This window comes from Alteromonas sp. DYW1 (genome assembly GCF_059752595.1).
This window is the reverse complement of record NZ_CM186038.1, coordinates 2,751,572-2,766,854: the sequence shown is the minus strand read 5'-3', so window position 1 is coordinate 2,766,854 and position 15,283 is coordinate 2,751,572. Positions and strand designations below refer to the sequence as shown.

15 protein-coding genes are annotated in these 15,283 nt (G+C 46.0%); 5 read left to right on the top strand and 10 right to left on the bottom strand.

The genetic code is table 11. The annotated features are described in order from the left end of the window. Nucleotides 1–2: 2 nt before the first annotated feature. The 5 genes from AC121Z_RS12420 to queF form a co-directional block, all read right to left on the bottom strand. Nucleotides 3–1,673 (bottom strand): HDOD domain-containing protein, encoded by a 1,671-nt coding sequence (locus AC121Z_RS12420; RefSeq protein WP_498124338.1) that lies wholly within the window; start codon nucleotides 1,671–1,673, stop codon nucleotides 3–5. Next, on the bottom strand, nucleotides 1,670–2,044 hold the full coding sequence (locus AC121Z_RS12415; protein ID WP_498124337.1) for a DUF3192 domain-containing protein: 375 nt from the start codon (nucleotides 2,042–2,044) through the stop codon (nucleotides 1,670–1,672). Before AC121Z_RS12415 ends, AC121Z_RS12420 begins: the two co-directional genes overlap by 4 nt. A gap of 64 nt (nucleotides 2,045–2,108) precedes the next feature. Further along, complete coding sequence (ppnN, locus tag AC121Z_RS12410) at nucleotides 2,109–3,491, bottom strand: nucleotide 5'-monophosphate nucleosidase PpnN (RefSeq protein ID WP_498124336.1); 1,383 nt, start codon at nucleotides 3,489–3,491, stop codon at nucleotides 2,109–2,111. Nucleotides 3,492–3,503: 12 nt separating this feature from the next. After that, nucleotides 3,504–5,036, bottom strand: coding sequence for a GGDEF domain-containing protein (locus tag AC121Z_RS12405; RefSeq protein WP_498124335.1), 1,533 nt, complete (start codon nucleotides 5,034–5,036; stop codon nucleotides 3,504–3,506). Nucleotides 5,037–5,126: 90 nt separating this feature from the next. After that, nucleotides 5,127–5,969, bottom strand: a complete 843-nt coding sequence (gene queF, locus AC121Z_RS12400) for an NADPH-dependent 7-cyano-7-deazaguanine reductase QueF (protein ID WP_498124334.1) — start codon at nucleotides 5,967–5,969, stop codon at nucleotides 5,127–5,129. Between the two features lie 67 nt (nucleotides 5,970–6,036). On the opposite strand from queF, the gene syd reads away from it, so the two are divergent. Beyond that, nucleotides 6,037–6,579: a SecY-interacting protein gene (syd, locus tag AC121Z_RS12395; RefSeq protein WP_498124333.1), complete on the top strand. Its 543-nt coding sequence runs from the start codon at nucleotides 6,037–6,039 to the stop codon at nucleotides 6,577–6,579. Here syd and AC121Z_RS12390 read toward each other — a convergent pair whose 3' ends face one another. Next, a complete protein-coding gene (locus AC121Z_RS12390; RefSeq protein WP_498124332.1) occupies nucleotides 6,580–6,918 on the bottom strand; it encodes a hypothetical protein in 339 nt (112 codons plus the stop codon). 327 nt (nucleotides 6,919–7,245) lie between these two features. On the opposite strand from AC121Z_RS12390, the gene AC121Z_RS12385 reads away from it, so the two are divergent. Then, entirely contained in the window at nucleotides 7,246–7,614 is a 369-nt protein-coding gene (locus tag AC121Z_RS12385; RefSeq protein ID WP_498124331.1) for a DUF3192 domain-containing protein, read from the top strand. 145 nt (nucleotides 7,615–7,759) lie between these two features. Beyond that, nucleotides 7,760–8,401: a GNAT family N-acetyltransferase gene (locus tag AC121Z_RS12380; protein WP_498124330.1), complete on the top strand. Its 642-nt coding sequence runs from the start codon at nucleotides 7,760–7,762 to the stop codon at nucleotides 8,399–8,401. Nucleotides 8,402–9,100: 699 nt separating this feature from the next. On the opposite strand, the gene AC121Z_RS12375 is transcribed toward AC121Z_RS12380, so the two are convergent. Next, on the bottom strand, nucleotides 9,101–9,406 hold the full coding sequence (locus AC121Z_RS12375; protein WP_498124329.1) for a DUF3301 domain-containing protein: 306 nt from the start codon (nucleotides 9,404–9,406) through the stop codon (nucleotides 9,101–9,103). Next, the gene (locus AC121Z_RS12370; RefSeq protein ID WP_498124328.1) at nucleotides 9,403–10,476 is read right to left on the bottom strand and encodes a DUF3549 family protein; all 1,074 of its coding nucleotides are present in this window, start codon (nucleotides 10,474–10,476) and stop codon (nucleotides 9,403–9,405) included. Before AC121Z_RS12370 ends, AC121Z_RS12375 begins: the two co-directional genes overlap by 4 nt. A gap of 60 nt (nucleotides 10,477–10,536) precedes the next feature. Here AC121Z_RS12370 and AC121Z_RS12365 point away from each other — a divergent pair, with 60 nt between their 5' ends. Next, entirely contained in the window at nucleotides 10,537–11,298 is a 762-nt protein-coding gene (locus AC121Z_RS12365; protein WP_498124327.1) for a pseudouridine synthase, read from the top strand. Continuing rightward, on the top strand, nucleotides 11,295–11,738 hold the full coding sequence (locus AC121Z_RS12360; protein ID WP_498124326.1) for a flavodoxin: 444 nt from the start codon (nucleotides 11,295–11,297) through the stop codon (nucleotides 11,736–11,738). The genes AC121Z_RS12365 and AC121Z_RS12360 overlap by 4 nt, the downstream gene beginning before the upstream one ends. Nucleotides 11,739–11,794: 56 nt before the next feature. On the opposite strand, the gene dapD is transcribed toward AC121Z_RS12360, so the two are convergent. After that, nucleotides 11,795–12,622, bottom strand: a complete 828-nt coding sequence (dapD, locus tag AC121Z_RS12355) for a 2,3,4,5-tetrahydropyridine-2,6-dicarboxylate N-succinyltransferase (RefSeq protein ID WP_498124325.1) — start codon at nucleotides 12,620–12,622, stop codon at nucleotides 11,795–11,797. After that, nucleotides 12,612–15,281, bottom strand: a complete 2,670-nt coding sequence (glnD, locus tag AC121Z_RS12350; protein WP_498124324.1) for a [protein-PII] uridylyltransferase — start codon at nucleotides 15,279–15,281, stop codon at nucleotides 12,612–12,614. The genes dapD and glnD overlap by 11 nt, the downstream gene beginning before the upstream one ends. Nucleotides 15,282–15,283: the final 2 nt, after the last annotated feature.

The window sequence follows — 15,283 nt, the reverse complement described above, 5'->3', positions numbered from 1 at the left end:
GTTTAAGCAGCAGTATTACCTAGTGGACAATATAATTGTTCACTGTGGGACAGTCTTAGCGCCTGAAGGGTTGGCTCAGCTATCCCCAAGCGAGCGCACTCTACACCGAGTTCTGCCAAGATCTGCTGATTATTCGAGGAGCCCTGATGCAGCCATTGTCGGGTGAGATAAAGAGACACTCGTAAACAGTCCTGCAGCATTTGGCTGACACGAGTTTTACGCCCGTCTGCCGAAAAGGCACGGATAATATCTGCATCGATATGCCAGGCGCGGGCCAATGTATGAGCTTGCTGGCTATAGTCTATTTGCATGTTAGCCGTCAACAACGAAGCAACATCGGATAGCTCCTTAGTTCCATATTGCCATTCATGTAATAGACGCAATGGCGCAACGGTAAATAGCGCAGAAATATGCAGAAGTGCGGCTAAACTGTATTGTTGCGGGATCCCGACCTTACTCTGCTCAGCCACTTGAGCAGCAAGACTGCGATACAACGCACTGAACGTTTTAAATTGCGGCGCTAACGGAAATTGATTTGCGGTTAAACGTTGCCATAACACGTGTTCAGTTAAAACGGCAGCAATGCGTTCCATGCCATGCGTCATAATTGATTGCTTTAAGCTTTTCACATTGATATTGAGACGGTTCAACTGTGTGGCAGAGCGGCTGAGGATTTCACAGAAAAATGGGTTTTGTTCAATCACGGTGACTAAATTTGCAGGCTCTGAGTTGGGATTACGCAGTGCATCCAACACCTTTAATAAGTCCTGTGGAGGATGCTGGAGACTGAAGTTGGAGATAAAATGGGTGTTGGCTAGCGCGGGCAATTGCAGTTGTTGCAATAAGCGAAAGAACCGGGAGTAGGGCAGACGTTGGGTTAGGATTACATTCGGTAAAAAATCGGCATGGCGAAGTTGTCTAACCGGAATACGTTGTGGGTTTTCAGAGCTTGGTTTTAGCGCGGCGAGGGTAATCTGAGTTGAAGATGCCGCGACTGCAACGTAGATAGATTGTTGCTGTTTAACTAAGAGGCCCATGAACAGCGGAGAATCCGGGCTAAGCAACGGCTCTAACAGGGCAAACACGCGTTTATCCTGTTTGGCATAGCGCCCAATAGTTTTAAACAATAGACCCGAGTCAGGCTTGTCCGTATTAGACAATTGGCGAGCGATAAGCGTCGCGCTGCTGACAATCTGGTACAGATCAGTATTGTAGTGTGTCTGAGCAACAGGGAGCGCGGGGCGTTTGCCGCTTAACGCAAAACGTAGTGACCACAAATATACCTGAAAGTGTTGATTTTGAGTTGCCTGCAAACATTGTTTGCTAAACTGCTTTTTATGCTGTGGTTCACGTAACTTTTTCAGTCCTTCAGCTAAGATTTGCCCTGCGAGTACATGCTGTAAAAACGCGTCACTTACCTGATTGGCTTTGCCTAATAATAGTGTAAGCGCTAATCGTGCCAGCCACTGACACGCTTTATGTTTGCTATAAATGGCTTCACAATGAGGAAAAAATAGAGCGGGGTTAGTTTTCAGCGAACGCATAAAGCCGTCACTGAGTTTTAACGATTCCTGAATCGCTGCACTTGCTGCTGTTGCCTGATTGCAAGCGCGATGAAACTGAACGCTTGCATGCACCAGGCTATCAATAGTGATTTCTTGCGGCTGCGTCATCCTTCAAGAAAGTTTAGATACACGCCATCACCCCAAGCAATAAGGATATCGTCTTCAAACAACAGCGGCGTACATTCATTTTGTGTTGTTATGCCATCGGATTTCATGTGCTGGGTACGATAAAACATGACTTGCATCATGCCATCGCGGGTTTTCTTGGCCTCAGTGATATCTGGCGAACCTAACAGGGCCAGAATTTCCTGTTTCGATGTGCCTAAATTCAACTTTGCTATTTGCACTTTGTTATATTGCTCGCGATCCTCCCAATCCATATCATCCGGACTGTCTGGAAAGAAAGATACAACGGAATAAACAAATATGGCATAAAGAGCAAAACCGGTGATGACCATTTTGATGACTTTGCTATTCATGATTTTCCGTTCGACTCCACGTAATTCTTAAAACCCGTCAAGCTTAAAGTGTGTTTTTAAAAAATTAAACATTAATTGTGTAACAAGGTTCGTATTTACTACCCGGTAGTTTCATCCGCTGCTGATCAACAAAAGATTGTAATAGCTGGTCAATCATTTTCATCAGTTCCGGATCACCTGACAAGCTAAATGGGCCTTGCTGCTTAATCTGTGCGACTGTTGACGATTTGATATTACCCGCGACGATGCCTGAGAATGCTTGACGTAATACTGCCGCCAATTGTGCAATCGGTTGATCGCGGTGCAATGGAAGTGCAGCCATCGCAGCATGAGTAGGCTCAAAGCGCTGTTGAAAGATGCCGTCAATTTTGAGTGACCAATTGAAACTGAACGCGTCGCCAACAGCCCGCCGATACTGTTCTACTTTTTCTCGGCCCAAACTCATACTGCGGGCAACTTCACGCGGATCATCGATAATTATTTGATAACGTTGTTGGGCAGCTTTACCGAGGGTTGCACCCACAAATGCATCGATGGCCTCAAAATAACTCGCACTGCTGGCAGGTCCAGTAAGAATCAGTGGGAACGGATGCTGGGCGTTATTTTCATGCAATAGAATCCCAAGTATGTAGAGCAGTTCTTCCGCGGTCCCCACACCTCCAGGGAACACCACAATGCCATGTGCGGCGCGCACAAATGCCTCTAAGCGCTTTTCAATATCCGGCATGATGATCAGTTCATTGACAATGGCATTAGGGGGTTCGGCGGCAATAATGCTAGGTTCAGAGATCCCAATGTAACGACCTTTGCGGTAGCGCTGCTTAGCGTGACCAATGGCCGCTCCTTTCATGGGACCTTTCATCGCACCTGGACCGCAACCGGTGCAAATGTTCATTTCACGCAGTCCCAATTGATAACCCACTTCTTTGGTATATTTATATTCTTCAGTGCCAATTGAATGGCCACCCCAACAGACGATAGTGTTTAGGTCATCATTACCCTCAAGCGCATCGGCGTGGCGCAGCATATCAAATACCATATCGGTAATGCTGGTCGCTGTGACATCAGATAAACGACGCACGGCAGCAGGTTCACATTCCGCGATACCATTGTATTTAACGTGCATGTACAACAAATCACGTAACACTGAAAACAAATGTTCATGCACACCTGCGATCAAACGTCCATCGACAAAAGCCACGTCGGGTGGATCAATAAGCTCCATTTTAACGCCACGCTCTCGCCTTAGTAAGCGTACTTGGAAAGACTCATAGGGGGCGAATAAGGTTTCTGAGTCGTCTTCATCGACACCACTATTCAAAACGGCAAGGCAACAATTCCGAAAAACATCATACAGTTCACTGTTAGCTGTGTCGGTTAATAGGGTAACTTCACCTTGTGAAAGCTGGCTGATCCAGCCAACGGGATTCAGTTGCACGCGTGTCATAGTATTCAATGTTTAATCACTTATTATTTGGTTACGGCCATTCTTCTTGGCTTTATAAAGGTGAGCATCTGCGCGTTCGAAGACGCTTTCGATGGTATCGCCTTTAACGAATTGAGCGACCCCGAAAGATGCGGTGATACTGACGGGTTGTTGTTTGAATTTAAAGGGCAAAGCGGCCAGCTTTTCTCGTAGTTTCTCTAATGGCGGTAGAATGTCCGTCACTGAACTATCTGGGAATAACACCACAAACTCCTCACCACCCCAACGCGCGAGAAAATCGGTTTTACGCAGATTACTGCGTAAATGTTTGGCAATGACTTGTAAGGTTTTATCGCCTGCGGCATGGCCATATTTGTCATTGATCTGCTTAAAGTGGTCAATGTCGACAATGGCAACACTAAGCGCGGTATTATGCCGTTGCCAGCGATTATATTCTTGCTCCATGCGCTCGTTATAGGCAATACGATTGGGTACACGAGTGAGTGGGTCGGTATGCGCTTGCGCACGTTGGTCAGCTAATTTTTTGCGATATTGCAGCGTTTGCGTTTCCATTGCATTAAGTTCGCGCTGGAGGTTTTCCAAAAGGTTAATTAGCGCTTGCTGCTCTTCTTTATCGCTTTCCTGACGCTCATTTAGCGTCGTTTGCATCTTGGTTAAGTATTGCTGCGCCTGTTGCTTGAGGAGTTCTAAGTCTTTCGAATCGGTAACCACTTCACCCAAATCATCAATGTGGGTTTGCAAAGAATTGTCTTGTGCGACGCGCAAGTTGAGTTTTTCTTGTGCCGCACTCAAGGTCGAGGTGACTTCCTTATTCATTTTCACTAATGAACGGTGAAGTTGATCGACGATTTTGCCATTGACGCCAGCTTCCTTAATCACTTCTTTAACAATCAAGCGAATAAAGATCAGACAACATTCCATGAGTTGATTCGGTGACAAGCCGTTGATTAATTTATTGCGCACATCCTCGAGACGCTGGTCGCCAGGATTTTTTTGATAGTACGGCTCGATGAGTTGTTGTAACTCCTTGCTAATGGTTGCATGCAAGGCTGCATCTATCGGTGTGTTACTTTGCTTAGCCTCCGCTTTGGAGGGTTTTGCTTGTGGCTCGCTGGCATTCTCGGTTTGCGTATTGTCCAAGGCTTGCTGATATAGCCCTATGGCCTTTTCAAATTGCGGTAGTGACGCAAACATATCGCCACTGTGCATGCTTAACGAGGAAAGAAACCGTGCCGTTTCGCTTTTTAAATTAGGCGGAATTGATGCCACACCCTGTAAGCGTTTGATCGCCGACTCTAAACGGCTGATGGTTTGTGATGTTTGTTTTTTGAGGCTATCAGCATTTTGCATCAGTAACTTATTAAGTTTACCGATACTTACTGTAGCCAGTGTGATATTTGGCTTGCCTGAGATATGCCCACGTAAAATCTGCAATTCGTGGTCAATTTGTTTATTCGCACCTTCATAGAACTTCGACAGCCGAATAATAAATTGTGCCAGTTGCTCATTGTGTTTTGTGAGCGACTCGATTTGTTTCTGCTCCAAGCGACCCTTCTTGTTTCGCGTCCACCCGATAGCCTAAGCATTGCCCGAAAAAACACGGAGGTCAATGCTTAAACAATCTTTGTTACATGTCTACTGCCGTGCCAGACGCCAGTTTGCGTAGGGAGCTTCAAAGTTGGAACGGAAGGGGTTGATATCCAAGCCACCACGTCGAGTGTAACGCGCGTATACTGTTAGCTTTTCAGGCTTACATAAACGATAGATATCGAGGAATATGCGTTCGACACATTGCTCATGAAATTCATTGTGCTGACGAAAGGAAATCAAGTACTTCAGTAAAGCCTCATGGACTAACTTTGGACCTTTATAGTGGATTAAGACACTGCCCCAATCGGGCTGGTTGGTGATCAGACAATTGGATTTAAGCAAATGACTAACCAGTGTTTCAGTGCCATGTTCAGCTTCATATTGTAATAAAGATGGCGCGTAATCATAGTGCTCAACGCTAACATCTAAATCATCGATGCAATTCCCCGTCATTGGATGAATGGCAACTTGATTGAAGTCGCGGGGCGAGATTAAGGTCACGTCGACGGGCTGCCCGGCACAGGCACTCAAGTCTTGCTGAATAATCATCTGCACCTCGTTTTGCGAGGCAAATTTGGATTGATTAAAGCTATTTAAATATAACTTAAAAGATTTGCTCTCGATGAGATTTGGCGATGTGGCCGGCACTGAGCATTGCAGTATAGCAATGCAGGGTTTGCCTTTGGGGTTTAACCAGGATAGTTCGTAACCGTTCCATATATCCACTCCGCGAAAAGGCAGGGCGTCGTCACTTAATTGGATTTCAGCACGGTTTATACTGCGCGGTACTGCTTGTAATAAGTCAGGCGTGTAGTGCTCTTGATAATCAACAGCTTTTCCTAGCACTAACGCATGCATGGCGTCTTGTTCAATAGGTTTCTTTGTCATAGAGGTAATGCTTACTACGATTGAGCGTTTCGCGGTATGATACCAGCAGATCGCACAGGAGCTTACATTGATAGAAAAAAAATTAAATCAGGCATTAGATGAATTTTTTGCGCGGTTTACTGCGTTGCCCAACGAAAAACGCACGGAATTTGATCCTGACTGGCAGTCATTGTGTGTAACGGAGTCTGTAGCAGCAGGTGAACTGGCGCTCTGGAAGCCGGTATTACAACAACAGCCGCGCGGTTTTGAGGGCATGGAGCAAGCGCTGGAATTAACGTTGGACCCGCAGTTTAAAGCCTATTTCTCTCGCTATTACAGCGATCATATTGAAGCCCAAGCGCCACAGGGGAAATTGACCTTATTGCAAGTCTGGAATGATGATGATGCCGAGCGGTTACAGCAAAATTTAATCGGTCATGTGCTGATGAAACGGCAATTAAAGCAACCCGAAACACTATTTTTTGCGCTTACTGATGAGGAAGATTTCATCGTTAGCGTAGATAACGCCTCGGGGCAAGTGGTGCTTGAGCCAGTGGGTAAACCCGCGCAGCAAGTATTAGCACAAGATATGGCTGAGTTCTTAGCAACGTTGCAACCATTGGCAGAATGATTAGGCATCGCGTTGAATGCCTTTTAAAAGTTGCTTAATGTCTGACAGATCTTGTTCTACCTGAGCGATGCGATTTAGGGCCTCGTTTATCGCGGCCTGTGGGTCAAGTACGGCAGTGGTATTCGGCTCTACCGTATTTGCGTTGCTGTCGTCCACAGCATTCGCGAGTTGGAAGCGTTGCAACAGTGCGGACTTGTCTTGCTGTTGCCACCATCGGATAGCATCGATAGCCTGCGGCAGAGAAGGCTTACTCAAGGCTCGTGCCCGCAGCAGGCTGGAGCTGGGCTCTAATCCTTGCGCATATAGTTCTACGCATAGTTGTTGTAAAGCAGACATCATTGCAATCAACTCGTTACAGAAAAAGAAATGACCTAAGCCGCTAAAATAACATATCCAGTTGTTCAGCGACTAGCTGAATCAAGATCTCTACATACAACCGGTATTAGCTTGCTCGATGCACACTAAATTTCACTTGTTCGCTGGTTGATTTTCCACCGTTCCTCGTCAAATCCACCAAAAAGTAGCGAAGCAGACTCATCGCCATGAATTGCTTTCACATGATATTTATATAAATTTCATTTAAAACAATAAGTTAAAAATTTGGCAAGCATCTTGTAAACACCGCTGTGATTGAACACTTAATAGCAACACTAAGGAATATTGCTCATGCTTAAAAAATCATTACTGCTTTGTGCACTTTGCGCGCCATTGTTTTTATCAGGTTGTGTCGTTTCTGTTGGTGGCGACGGCGATGGTTATTATCAAGGTGACTGGGAGAAGCGTGAAGCTAACAACCGCCGTCATATCAGCCGATTAGATACGTCTATGACGCTAGAAGCAGTATCTTCACGGATGGGAATGGCAGATTTCGATGAGTTTTATCAACGTGATGGCTCTGATTTCCGGGTTTTATATTACCGTACTCAGCGTTCCCATGGCGATGGCATTACCAGCAAAGATGAATGTACACCGTTAGTCTTCAAAAATGGTCAACTGGTTGGGTGGGGAGAAACCGCTCTGCGCGAATACTTGTAACCGGTGAAATCCTGCGTTAGCGCTGATTTATTGCGCTAGCGCAATAATCCACTAAATTTTCACATTTACCGCTTTACAAATTGTTAACAAAGCTCCAGTGTATGAAAACTAGTCAAGTTAGTTATCAATGTGTCAGGAGCACTCGATGGGCCATCAAGCGGTAAAAATTTCCCCCGCACAAGTGAAAGCCAGTTACCTTACGGCTGAAGATCTTAAAGTAGCAGCATCTATTCTTTATAACGCGTATTTTGACGACCCGCTTTTTGTTGACATATTTGAAGCTGAACGCGAGGGTTATGAGAATCGGTTGCGCTCAGCAATCCGCGAAGAGCTCCACGCGTTTTGGATTGGCAAGCAACCGATTATCGGCCTATTTGATGACCAGCGCTTGATTGCGGTGGCTTGTCTTATTGCCCCTGATGCGGCCTTTGGGGCTGGACGGTATTGGCATTGGCGCTTAAAAATGCTGTTAACGGCAGGCTTTCTAGGCACCAAGCAAATGATCGAAAAAGAAGAGAAAGTGCGAGCTTGCATGCCAGCCGAGAATTATCACATGCTGTCGTTTATTGGTGTGCATCCCGATTATCAGGATCAAGGACTTGGCCACGTGCTGATGAGTGCAATCGATAGTGTCATGCTTGAAGACGCAAAAAGTCAGGGTGTGGGGGTGTTTGTGACTCTTCCTAAGTGCTTATCTTTCTTCAAAGGTGGGCATTACGAACATATTCAAGAACTTACTTTCAGCCATATCACTGGCTACATAATGTTTCGATCACGTAGTCAATAATATTTAGGGTTAGACCTGTGATTGACTCCAGGTCTATCCTTTGTAGGAGATCGCTTACATGAGCGTAGGTAATAGAGGTTTTTTTACTCGGTAACCTTCTCACCGTTAATTTATAACTAATTGAAAAATATATAATTAATAAATTCCCCCAGCTTATCTTACGTTTTTCATCACTTTCTTATTGAAATACACCCAGCACATTTTTTTTATCCGCGTATATTTAACTCGTCACAAGGAAACACGACTTGTCAGGAAGACATATGGACAGCTCAGGACGCTCTAAGGATTAGAGCTGCAAGTCAGGAAGACTTGTTTAAAAGGAGTGAGTCAGGAAGACGTGGATTAGATTGGACAGTCTCAGGAAGAGACCCCCATTGCAAGGATGAATGGGATTATTGGAATAATGGAAAGGACCTACTCAGGAAGAGTAGCTCACTTAGGAAGAGTGAGATTAGATGGAAAGGGGTGTATAAGGATTTTAATCGGGAAGATTTTAGTCGCAAAGGAACGCAGAGAAGGATGCTCGAAATTCGAAAGGCGAAGCTGTTTAGCTTCGCCTTTTTACTTTTTAGTATGGTCTGCTCAATGGTGTATCCAATCTCTCTACTCAACCTGTCCCCGATTGGTACGTGCCTATTAAAGAATCATTCCGTACCTAATGAGGTTGTAAGGCAAAGCCTGCATGCATTCGAGGAGGGGTCAATTTATCGGATATGCGGGTACATCAATATTAGTGACAGTTTTACCTTGCATTAAAAACCAACCTTGATTTAGCGATTCACGGTTGGCCGAAAATTCGAAAGCAAACCAGCATTGCCACACCGGCCTACCGCGGTAAATGCCAACTCGCGTCTTATCCCGCGCCACACTGACGAGTTGTAAGCCATGTTGCTTGCAATAGCCCGCAGCATAACGATTGGCGAGTTCGGTCATGGCTCGGATCTGCCAAAACTGCAGTCCGATCACAACCAACACTAGCAAGATGATTAAGTCATTAAGATTCATGTAGCGGGCTTTTGTTGAAACAACCATCCAATTGCATTTGACAGCTGGGCTGACCGGTTTGGGTTTCTAATTGCATTCAAAACTTGCGCACGAATGTCAGGCAGTTGCACCAAGTCAGCAAATAAACTGACGAAAAAGGGCGGTTCAGGACTTAACTTCGCGGTGTGCTCTAGAAACTGCATCAAGCGATTTTCCAGTAAAGTTTGCCAATGACGCCCTGCAATAACAATTAATCGATCTTGGGTCTGTTGTGGTAAGGCTAGCAGCCGATCAACGGCTTTAGCGCGTAAATCATGCTCTGTTGTTTGGGTTAATGCTCGCAAGCACCAAAGAGCAAACTCTGAATCCGCTTCTTGCGCGTTCATCAGGTCAAAAATAGATTTAGCCATGGTTGCGTCGATGGCGCGATTTTCAAGTGAACAGAGTAAATGTTTTTGCACCATCTCAGGGTATTTATTGGGTAAGTTGTCTAACCAATTCATCCAGTCGTCAGACTCACAAAAATGTGCACAGTCTGCAATCCCTTGGAGCGTAATGGTCTCCCAATCAATCATTTGTGGTGCATCGAGGTACTGCTTTGCGGGGGCAAAGTCTTTGCCCATGTGCAGTCCACTGGCTCTGCGCGAGAGTGCGTTGAAGTCCGCTAATACCTGTTGATTGGGGGTAAAAATATAAGGGTTATCATGAACCTTGCTGGTGGCGTCTAACGTTTGCTGAGCATCCTTTTGTTCTTTGGTGAGCGCGGTAATGATTAATTCAAGAAAATGTTTACGAGCGGCATCAACAACCCGGCCTTGCTCATCAAGCGGCAGTTTCAAGAACCAAATATACTGTTGCTCGGATAACTGTTGATTCCAATAGGTGATCCCGACCCAAAAATGTTGCTGGCGTGGGAATGGCGCCGGGCGCTGGGCATTTTCGATTTCCAGAAAATCCTGTGACTCCAGAGTACGGATGCCGCGGCCCATATCAAATACTCGATAATCGGTGCCAGCATGCAGGAGGAATTCACTGATGGAATTAATACTTTTGGACAATTTAACTTCTCGCAATGAATAAATTTTTGGCATTATACACCTTCGATAAAAAGACAGCGACAGCAATGGCGCAGAGTAATTGGGAAGGGTGTAATGCTGAACGTGATTTATCAGGATGAGCACCTGATTGCGGTAGATAAACCTGCTGGACTGTTGGTGCACCGCAGCATGGTTGCAAAGCGTGAAACGCAGTTTGCGCTGCAATTGTTGCGTGATCAAATCAACCAACATGTTTATCCAGTCCATCGTTTAGACCGACCCACTTCCGGTGTGCTATTGTTTGCTTTAAATAGCCACACCGCGGCGTTAATCACCCAACAGTTTACCGAACGAAGAGTGGCTAAAAACTATCAAGCGATTGTGCGTGGTCATATGCCCCAGCGCTGGGATATCGACTATCCCTTGCGCGAAATATTGGATCGTAAAACTGACCGTAAGGCACGCCAGGATAAGCCGCCGCAACCTGCCCAAACCAAGTGTCGCTGTATACAGCGGTTCACAATCCCGTTGCCGGCAGGGCGTTATGATTCTGCGCGCTTTTCACATATTGAGTTGCAGCCGCAAAGTGGGCGTAAGCACCAATTGCGCCGTCATATGGCGCACATTCGTCATCCAATTGTGGGCGATACTACGCATGGCGATGGCAAACAAAATCAATTTCTTCGTCACCACTTTAATTTTCAACAATTGGCCTTAACATGTACTTATATGGCGATAGAGCATCCGCACACTCATCAGCAAATTGAATTACGCGCGTCGCTTGCGCCCGAGTTTTCATCCTTGCTGGCCAATTGGCAGGTGTTTAACGCAGTAGAAAATCCTAATTTAGCAATTCATAAGAAGACAAACGAATGAAAAAAGTGACCTTATTCGCCGGTTCCGTTTATGGCAACGCGCAACATGTGGCAGAGCAAGTACAACAAGCGTTAGAAGAGAAAGGTATGAGCGTTGAATTGTTTGAAGATCCCGCGGTGGATGACTTTAAACAAGCAGAGGCAATCATGGTGATCACATCAACGACGGGGCAAGGTGACATACCGCCAAATTTAGAATTTTTCCACTCAGAGTTACGTGACCAGTTTCCTTTGATGGACGGTAAACCTTTTGCTGTAGCTGCGCTCGGTGATAGTAGTTATGGCGATTCGTATTGCGGCGGTGGGCGGCAATTCCAAGAGTTATTGACTGAATTACAAGGTAAGGCAGTGACCGACATGCTTGAGGTTGATGCCATTGAAACACTGGAGCCAGAGAGTGAAGTGGTGCCTTGGGCCTTGGCCGCAGTCGAGAAAATGTAAATCTGTGAGGGAAAGGTGCAAATCGCCCAAAGGGCGATTTGCATTTACATTACGAGCTATTCTGCAGCGCGTAACAGTGCGTTAATGCCAACCTTTGCGCGGGTTTTTGCGTCAACTTTCTTTACGATAATTGCGGCGTACAAACTGCATGAACCCTCTTTGGACGGCAAGGTTCCACTCACGACCACTGAGCCAGCGGGAACTCGACCGTAATGGATTTCACCGGTTTCGCGGTCAAAAATTCGCGTACTCTGACCAATATAGACACCCATAGAAATCACGCTACCTTCTTCGACCACAACACCCTCAACAATTTCTGAGCGCGCGCCTATAAAGCAGTTGTCTTCAATAATTGTCGGATTAGCTTGGAGCGGCTCTAATACCCCCCCAATGCCCACACCACCGGATAAATGCACGTTTTTGCCGATTTGGGCGCAAGAGCCAACGGTAGCCCATGTATCGACCATGCTGCCTTCATCGACATAGGCACCAATGTTCACGTAAGAGGGCATCACGACAACGTTCTTACCCACAAAGCTGCCAGTGCGAACCGTTGCCGGGGGGACAACTCGCGTACCGTCTTGCACAAACTGTTCAGCTGTATAATCGCTGTATTTTAGTGGCACTTTGTCATAGTACTGGCTGACGCCGTCCGTCATTGGTGCATTGTTGTGCAAGCGGAAATACAGGAGTACGGCTTTCTTTAGCCACTGATGCACAACCCATTCACCAGCAACTTTCTCTGCGACACGAGCTGCGCCAGTGTTGAGCATATCAATGGCTTGCTGCACGGCTTGCTTGACCTCGTCATGGCCAGAAGTGGGAGTAATTGAATCACGTTGTTCAAACGCGCTCTCAATAATGGATTGCAACTCATGCGTCATGTTGTATATCTTCCAGTTGGTCTAGGTTGGTTAGGATTTGTTTTTTCAATTTCACTTGTTCGTCGGGGCTTAACGCTAAGCCATCGGCGTTGGAGACAATAAAAATGTCTTCTGCGCGCTCACCAATGGTTGTGATCTTGGCTAATTTTAAGGTCACATTGCTATCGACAAATGCATGTCCAATTTTGGCCAAGATACCCGGCGCATCCAGAGCTTCTAATTCGATCAACGTGGCATCTTCAGAGCGGTTATAAAAGCGGACCTTAGTCGGTACGTTTAATTGCTTTAACTGCCGCGGGATCTTGCGCGCGTTGGTATGTGCGCGGCCCGGCGCTGCCATTTGTGTCTTGACTGCATCTTGCAATGCCGTCAGACGTTGTTCGGCATCAATCCGGTTGCCGTCATTGTCGAGAATAATAATGCTGTCACAAACAAAACCATCGGCAGTGATGGTGATTGTGGCATCGTGGATCGATAAATTACGACTATCAATCACTGAAGCTACTTGGGCAAACAACGCTGGGCGATCTTTACCATAGATAAACAGCTCAGTACCCGCTTTGGTGGTCGTGTTATTGGCTTTGACCAATAAGTCATCGTCATGCTCACGCTTAAAACCGAGGATTTCCTGAGTGTGCCAGGCAATTTGTTTCGGTTTATAGCGTGCAAAGTAGTCATGATCAAAGCGTGACCACAAGGCATCTATGGCATGGTCAGAATAAGCACTTTCAGCTAACAGTTTGCGCGCAGCATGTTTATTTTCTGACACGCGTTCAAAAATCGTTAGCTGGCACTGCAAGCCATTGTCTAAGGCTTTTTGTGTAAGTAAATAGAGCTCTCGTAATAAGGACGCTTTCCAGTCATTCCATAAATTATCGTTAGTGGCGCGAATATCCGCGAGGGTTAGCGCGTACAACAAATTCAAGTGGTTGTGACTTTTTATCTTGTTGGCAAATTCATTCACGACATCTGGGTCATAAATATCCCGACGCTGGGCGACCACTGACATTAGTAAATGATTGCGTACTAACCAAGCAATTACATCAGTGTCCGATTTGCTAAGGCCATGGGATTGAGCAAACGCCAGCACATCTTCTGCACCTAACTCGGAATGGTCACCGTTTCGCCCTTTGCCGATATCGTGAAAAATCGCAGCTAAATAGAGCAGTTCGGGCTTGTCTAAATTTTGTGCAATCCGTCCACAGCGAGGGAAGCGCGTATTTTCCGGGCTAAAATAGTGATTCACATGTTTGACCAGGCGGTGGGTATGTTCGTCCACGGTATAGGCATGAAACAGGTCAAACTGCATCATTCCGACGATGTGATTCCACTCGGGCAAATAGGCCTGCAAAATACCGTACTGGTGCATGATGTCCCAGCCAAAGTCAAAAAAGTGCGGATGTCGCATCAATTGCATAAACTTTTCGCGACAGCTGGGGCGTTCATTGAGATAGGACTCTTGAAATGCGCGGCGAGCATTGCGCAATTGACGAATACAGTCGGTATCTAATCCAGACACCTCAGGACTGTCAGCGATCAATAACAGGAAATCAAATATGGCTTCAGGAGTTTCAAACACATGGGCGTGAGTCGGCGAAATTAAGCCATCATGGAGTTCAAAATCACGATTAAGTGCAGTATTGCCATAGTCTTGCTTACCCAGAATATCGTGACTAAAGCGCTGCATTAACATGCGATTCAGTTCGTTCACGCGACGAACAGTGCGGAAAAACGCCTTCATCATGCTTTCTACTGAGGCTTTGCCGGCAGAGCCATACCCCAACATTTCGGCAACGTCCGTTTGGTAATCGAATAACAAACGGTTTTCACTGCGCCCGGCGGTAATGTGCAAGGCGAAGCGCATGCGCCACAAATGTGAGCGACATTCGATCAGTTCAGCATGCTCTTGCTTGGTAAAATAGCCATGTCCAACCAAGCTCCAGCCATCGTATTCTTTAAAGTGTTTCTTAGCGACCCAACCAATGGTCTGAATGTCACGCAAGCAGCCTGGATTTTCTTTTACATTGGGCTCTAGATTGTAAGCGGTGCCATGAAACTTGGCGTGCCGGTTTTGTTGCTCTTCGAGTTTCGCGACAAAAAAGCGATCACTGGTCCAGACTTTTTTATCATTGACGCTTTGAACTAACTTTGCAAAAGTTTCAACGGAGCCCGCTAGACGACGACTTTCGACCAAGTTGGTAGCGATGGTAATATCACCTTTAGCTAAGGCAACAGTTTCTTTGATAGTGCGTACACTCTGCCCGACATCCAGTTTTATATCCCAAAGCAGAGTAATGAATTCGCCAATTTTTTCCTGCGTACTTTTATCTGGCGTTTTATTCGATAGGATAAGCAGGTCAATATCAGAGTATGGCTGTAACTGAGCGCGACCATAGCCACCAACAGCCACGAGCGACAAGTCTGTGACTTCGTCGAGTCCATACAAATGCCATAGATGTTGGAGTAAATTATCGACAAACACAGCGCGGCCTGACACCAGTTCATCGACTACAGATGTGGAAAAAGCCTGTTTTAACCAGCTATAGCTGTTTTTTACCGTTTGCTTAAATGCGGCGATGTTATAGCGATCATCGATAGCTAGAATGTCGTCAATGAGTTGCTCCAACGTCGCTACTGAATGTGCTTCGACCGCCGTCATAT

What these genes read in the sequence shown, in the direction of transcription:
- AC121Z_RS12420 (WP_498124338.1), bottom strand. Translation starts at nt 1,673, where the DNA reads ATGACGCAGCCGCAAGAAATCACTATTGATAGCCTGGTGCATGCAAGC.
- dapD (WP_498124325.1), bottom strand. Translation starts at nt 12,622, where the DNA reads ATGACGCATGAGTTGCAATCCATTATTGAGAGCGCGTTTGAACAACGT.
- AC121Z_RS12390 (WP_498124332.1), bottom strand. Translation starts at nt 6,918, where the DNA reads ATGATGTCTGCTTTACAACAACTATGCGTAGAACTATATGCGCAAGGA.
- AC121Z_RS12375 (WP_498124329.1), bottom strand. Translation starts at nt 9,406, where the DNA reads ATGAATCTTAATGACTTAATCATCTTGCTAGTGTTGGTTGTGATCGGA.
- AC121Z_RS12385 (WP_498124331.1), top strand. Translation starts at nt 7,246, where the DNA reads ATGCTTAAAAAATCATTACTGCTTTGTGCACTTTGCGCGCCATTGTTT.
- AC121Z_RS12415 (WP_498124337.1), bottom strand. Translation starts at nt 2,044, where the DNA reads ATGAATAGCAAAGTCATCAAAATGGTCATCACCGGTTTTGCTCTTTAT.
- glnD (WP_498124324.1), bottom strand. Translation starts at nt 15,281, where the DNA reads ATGACGGCGGTCGAAGCACATTCAGTAGCGACGTTGGAGCAACTCATT.
- AC121Z_RS12360 (WP_498124326.1), top strand. Translation starts at nt 11,295, where the DNA reads ATGAAAAAAGTGACCTTATTCGCCGGTTCCGTTTATGGCAACGCGCAA.
- queF (WP_498124334.1), bottom strand. Translation starts at nt 5,969, where the DNA reads ATGACAAAGAAACCTATTGAACAAGACGCCATGCATGCGTTAGTGCTA.
- ppnN (WP_498124336.1), bottom strand. Translation starts at nt 3,491, where the DNA reads ATGACACGCGTGCAACTGAATCCCGTTGGCTGGATCAGCCAGCTTTCA.
- AC121Z_RS12365 (WP_498124327.1), top strand. Translation starts at nt 10,537, where the DNA reads ATGCTGAACGTGATTTATCAGGATGAGCACCTGATTGCGGTAGATAAA.
- AC121Z_RS12370 (WP_498124328.1), bottom strand. Translation starts at nt 10,476, where the DNA reads ATGCCAAAAATTTATTCATTGCGAGAAGTTAAATTGTCCAAAAGTATT.
- AC121Z_RS12380 (WP_498124330.1), top strand. Translation starts at nt 7,760, where the DNA reads ATGGGCCATCAAGCGGTAAAAATTTCCCCCGCACAAGTGAAAGCCAGT.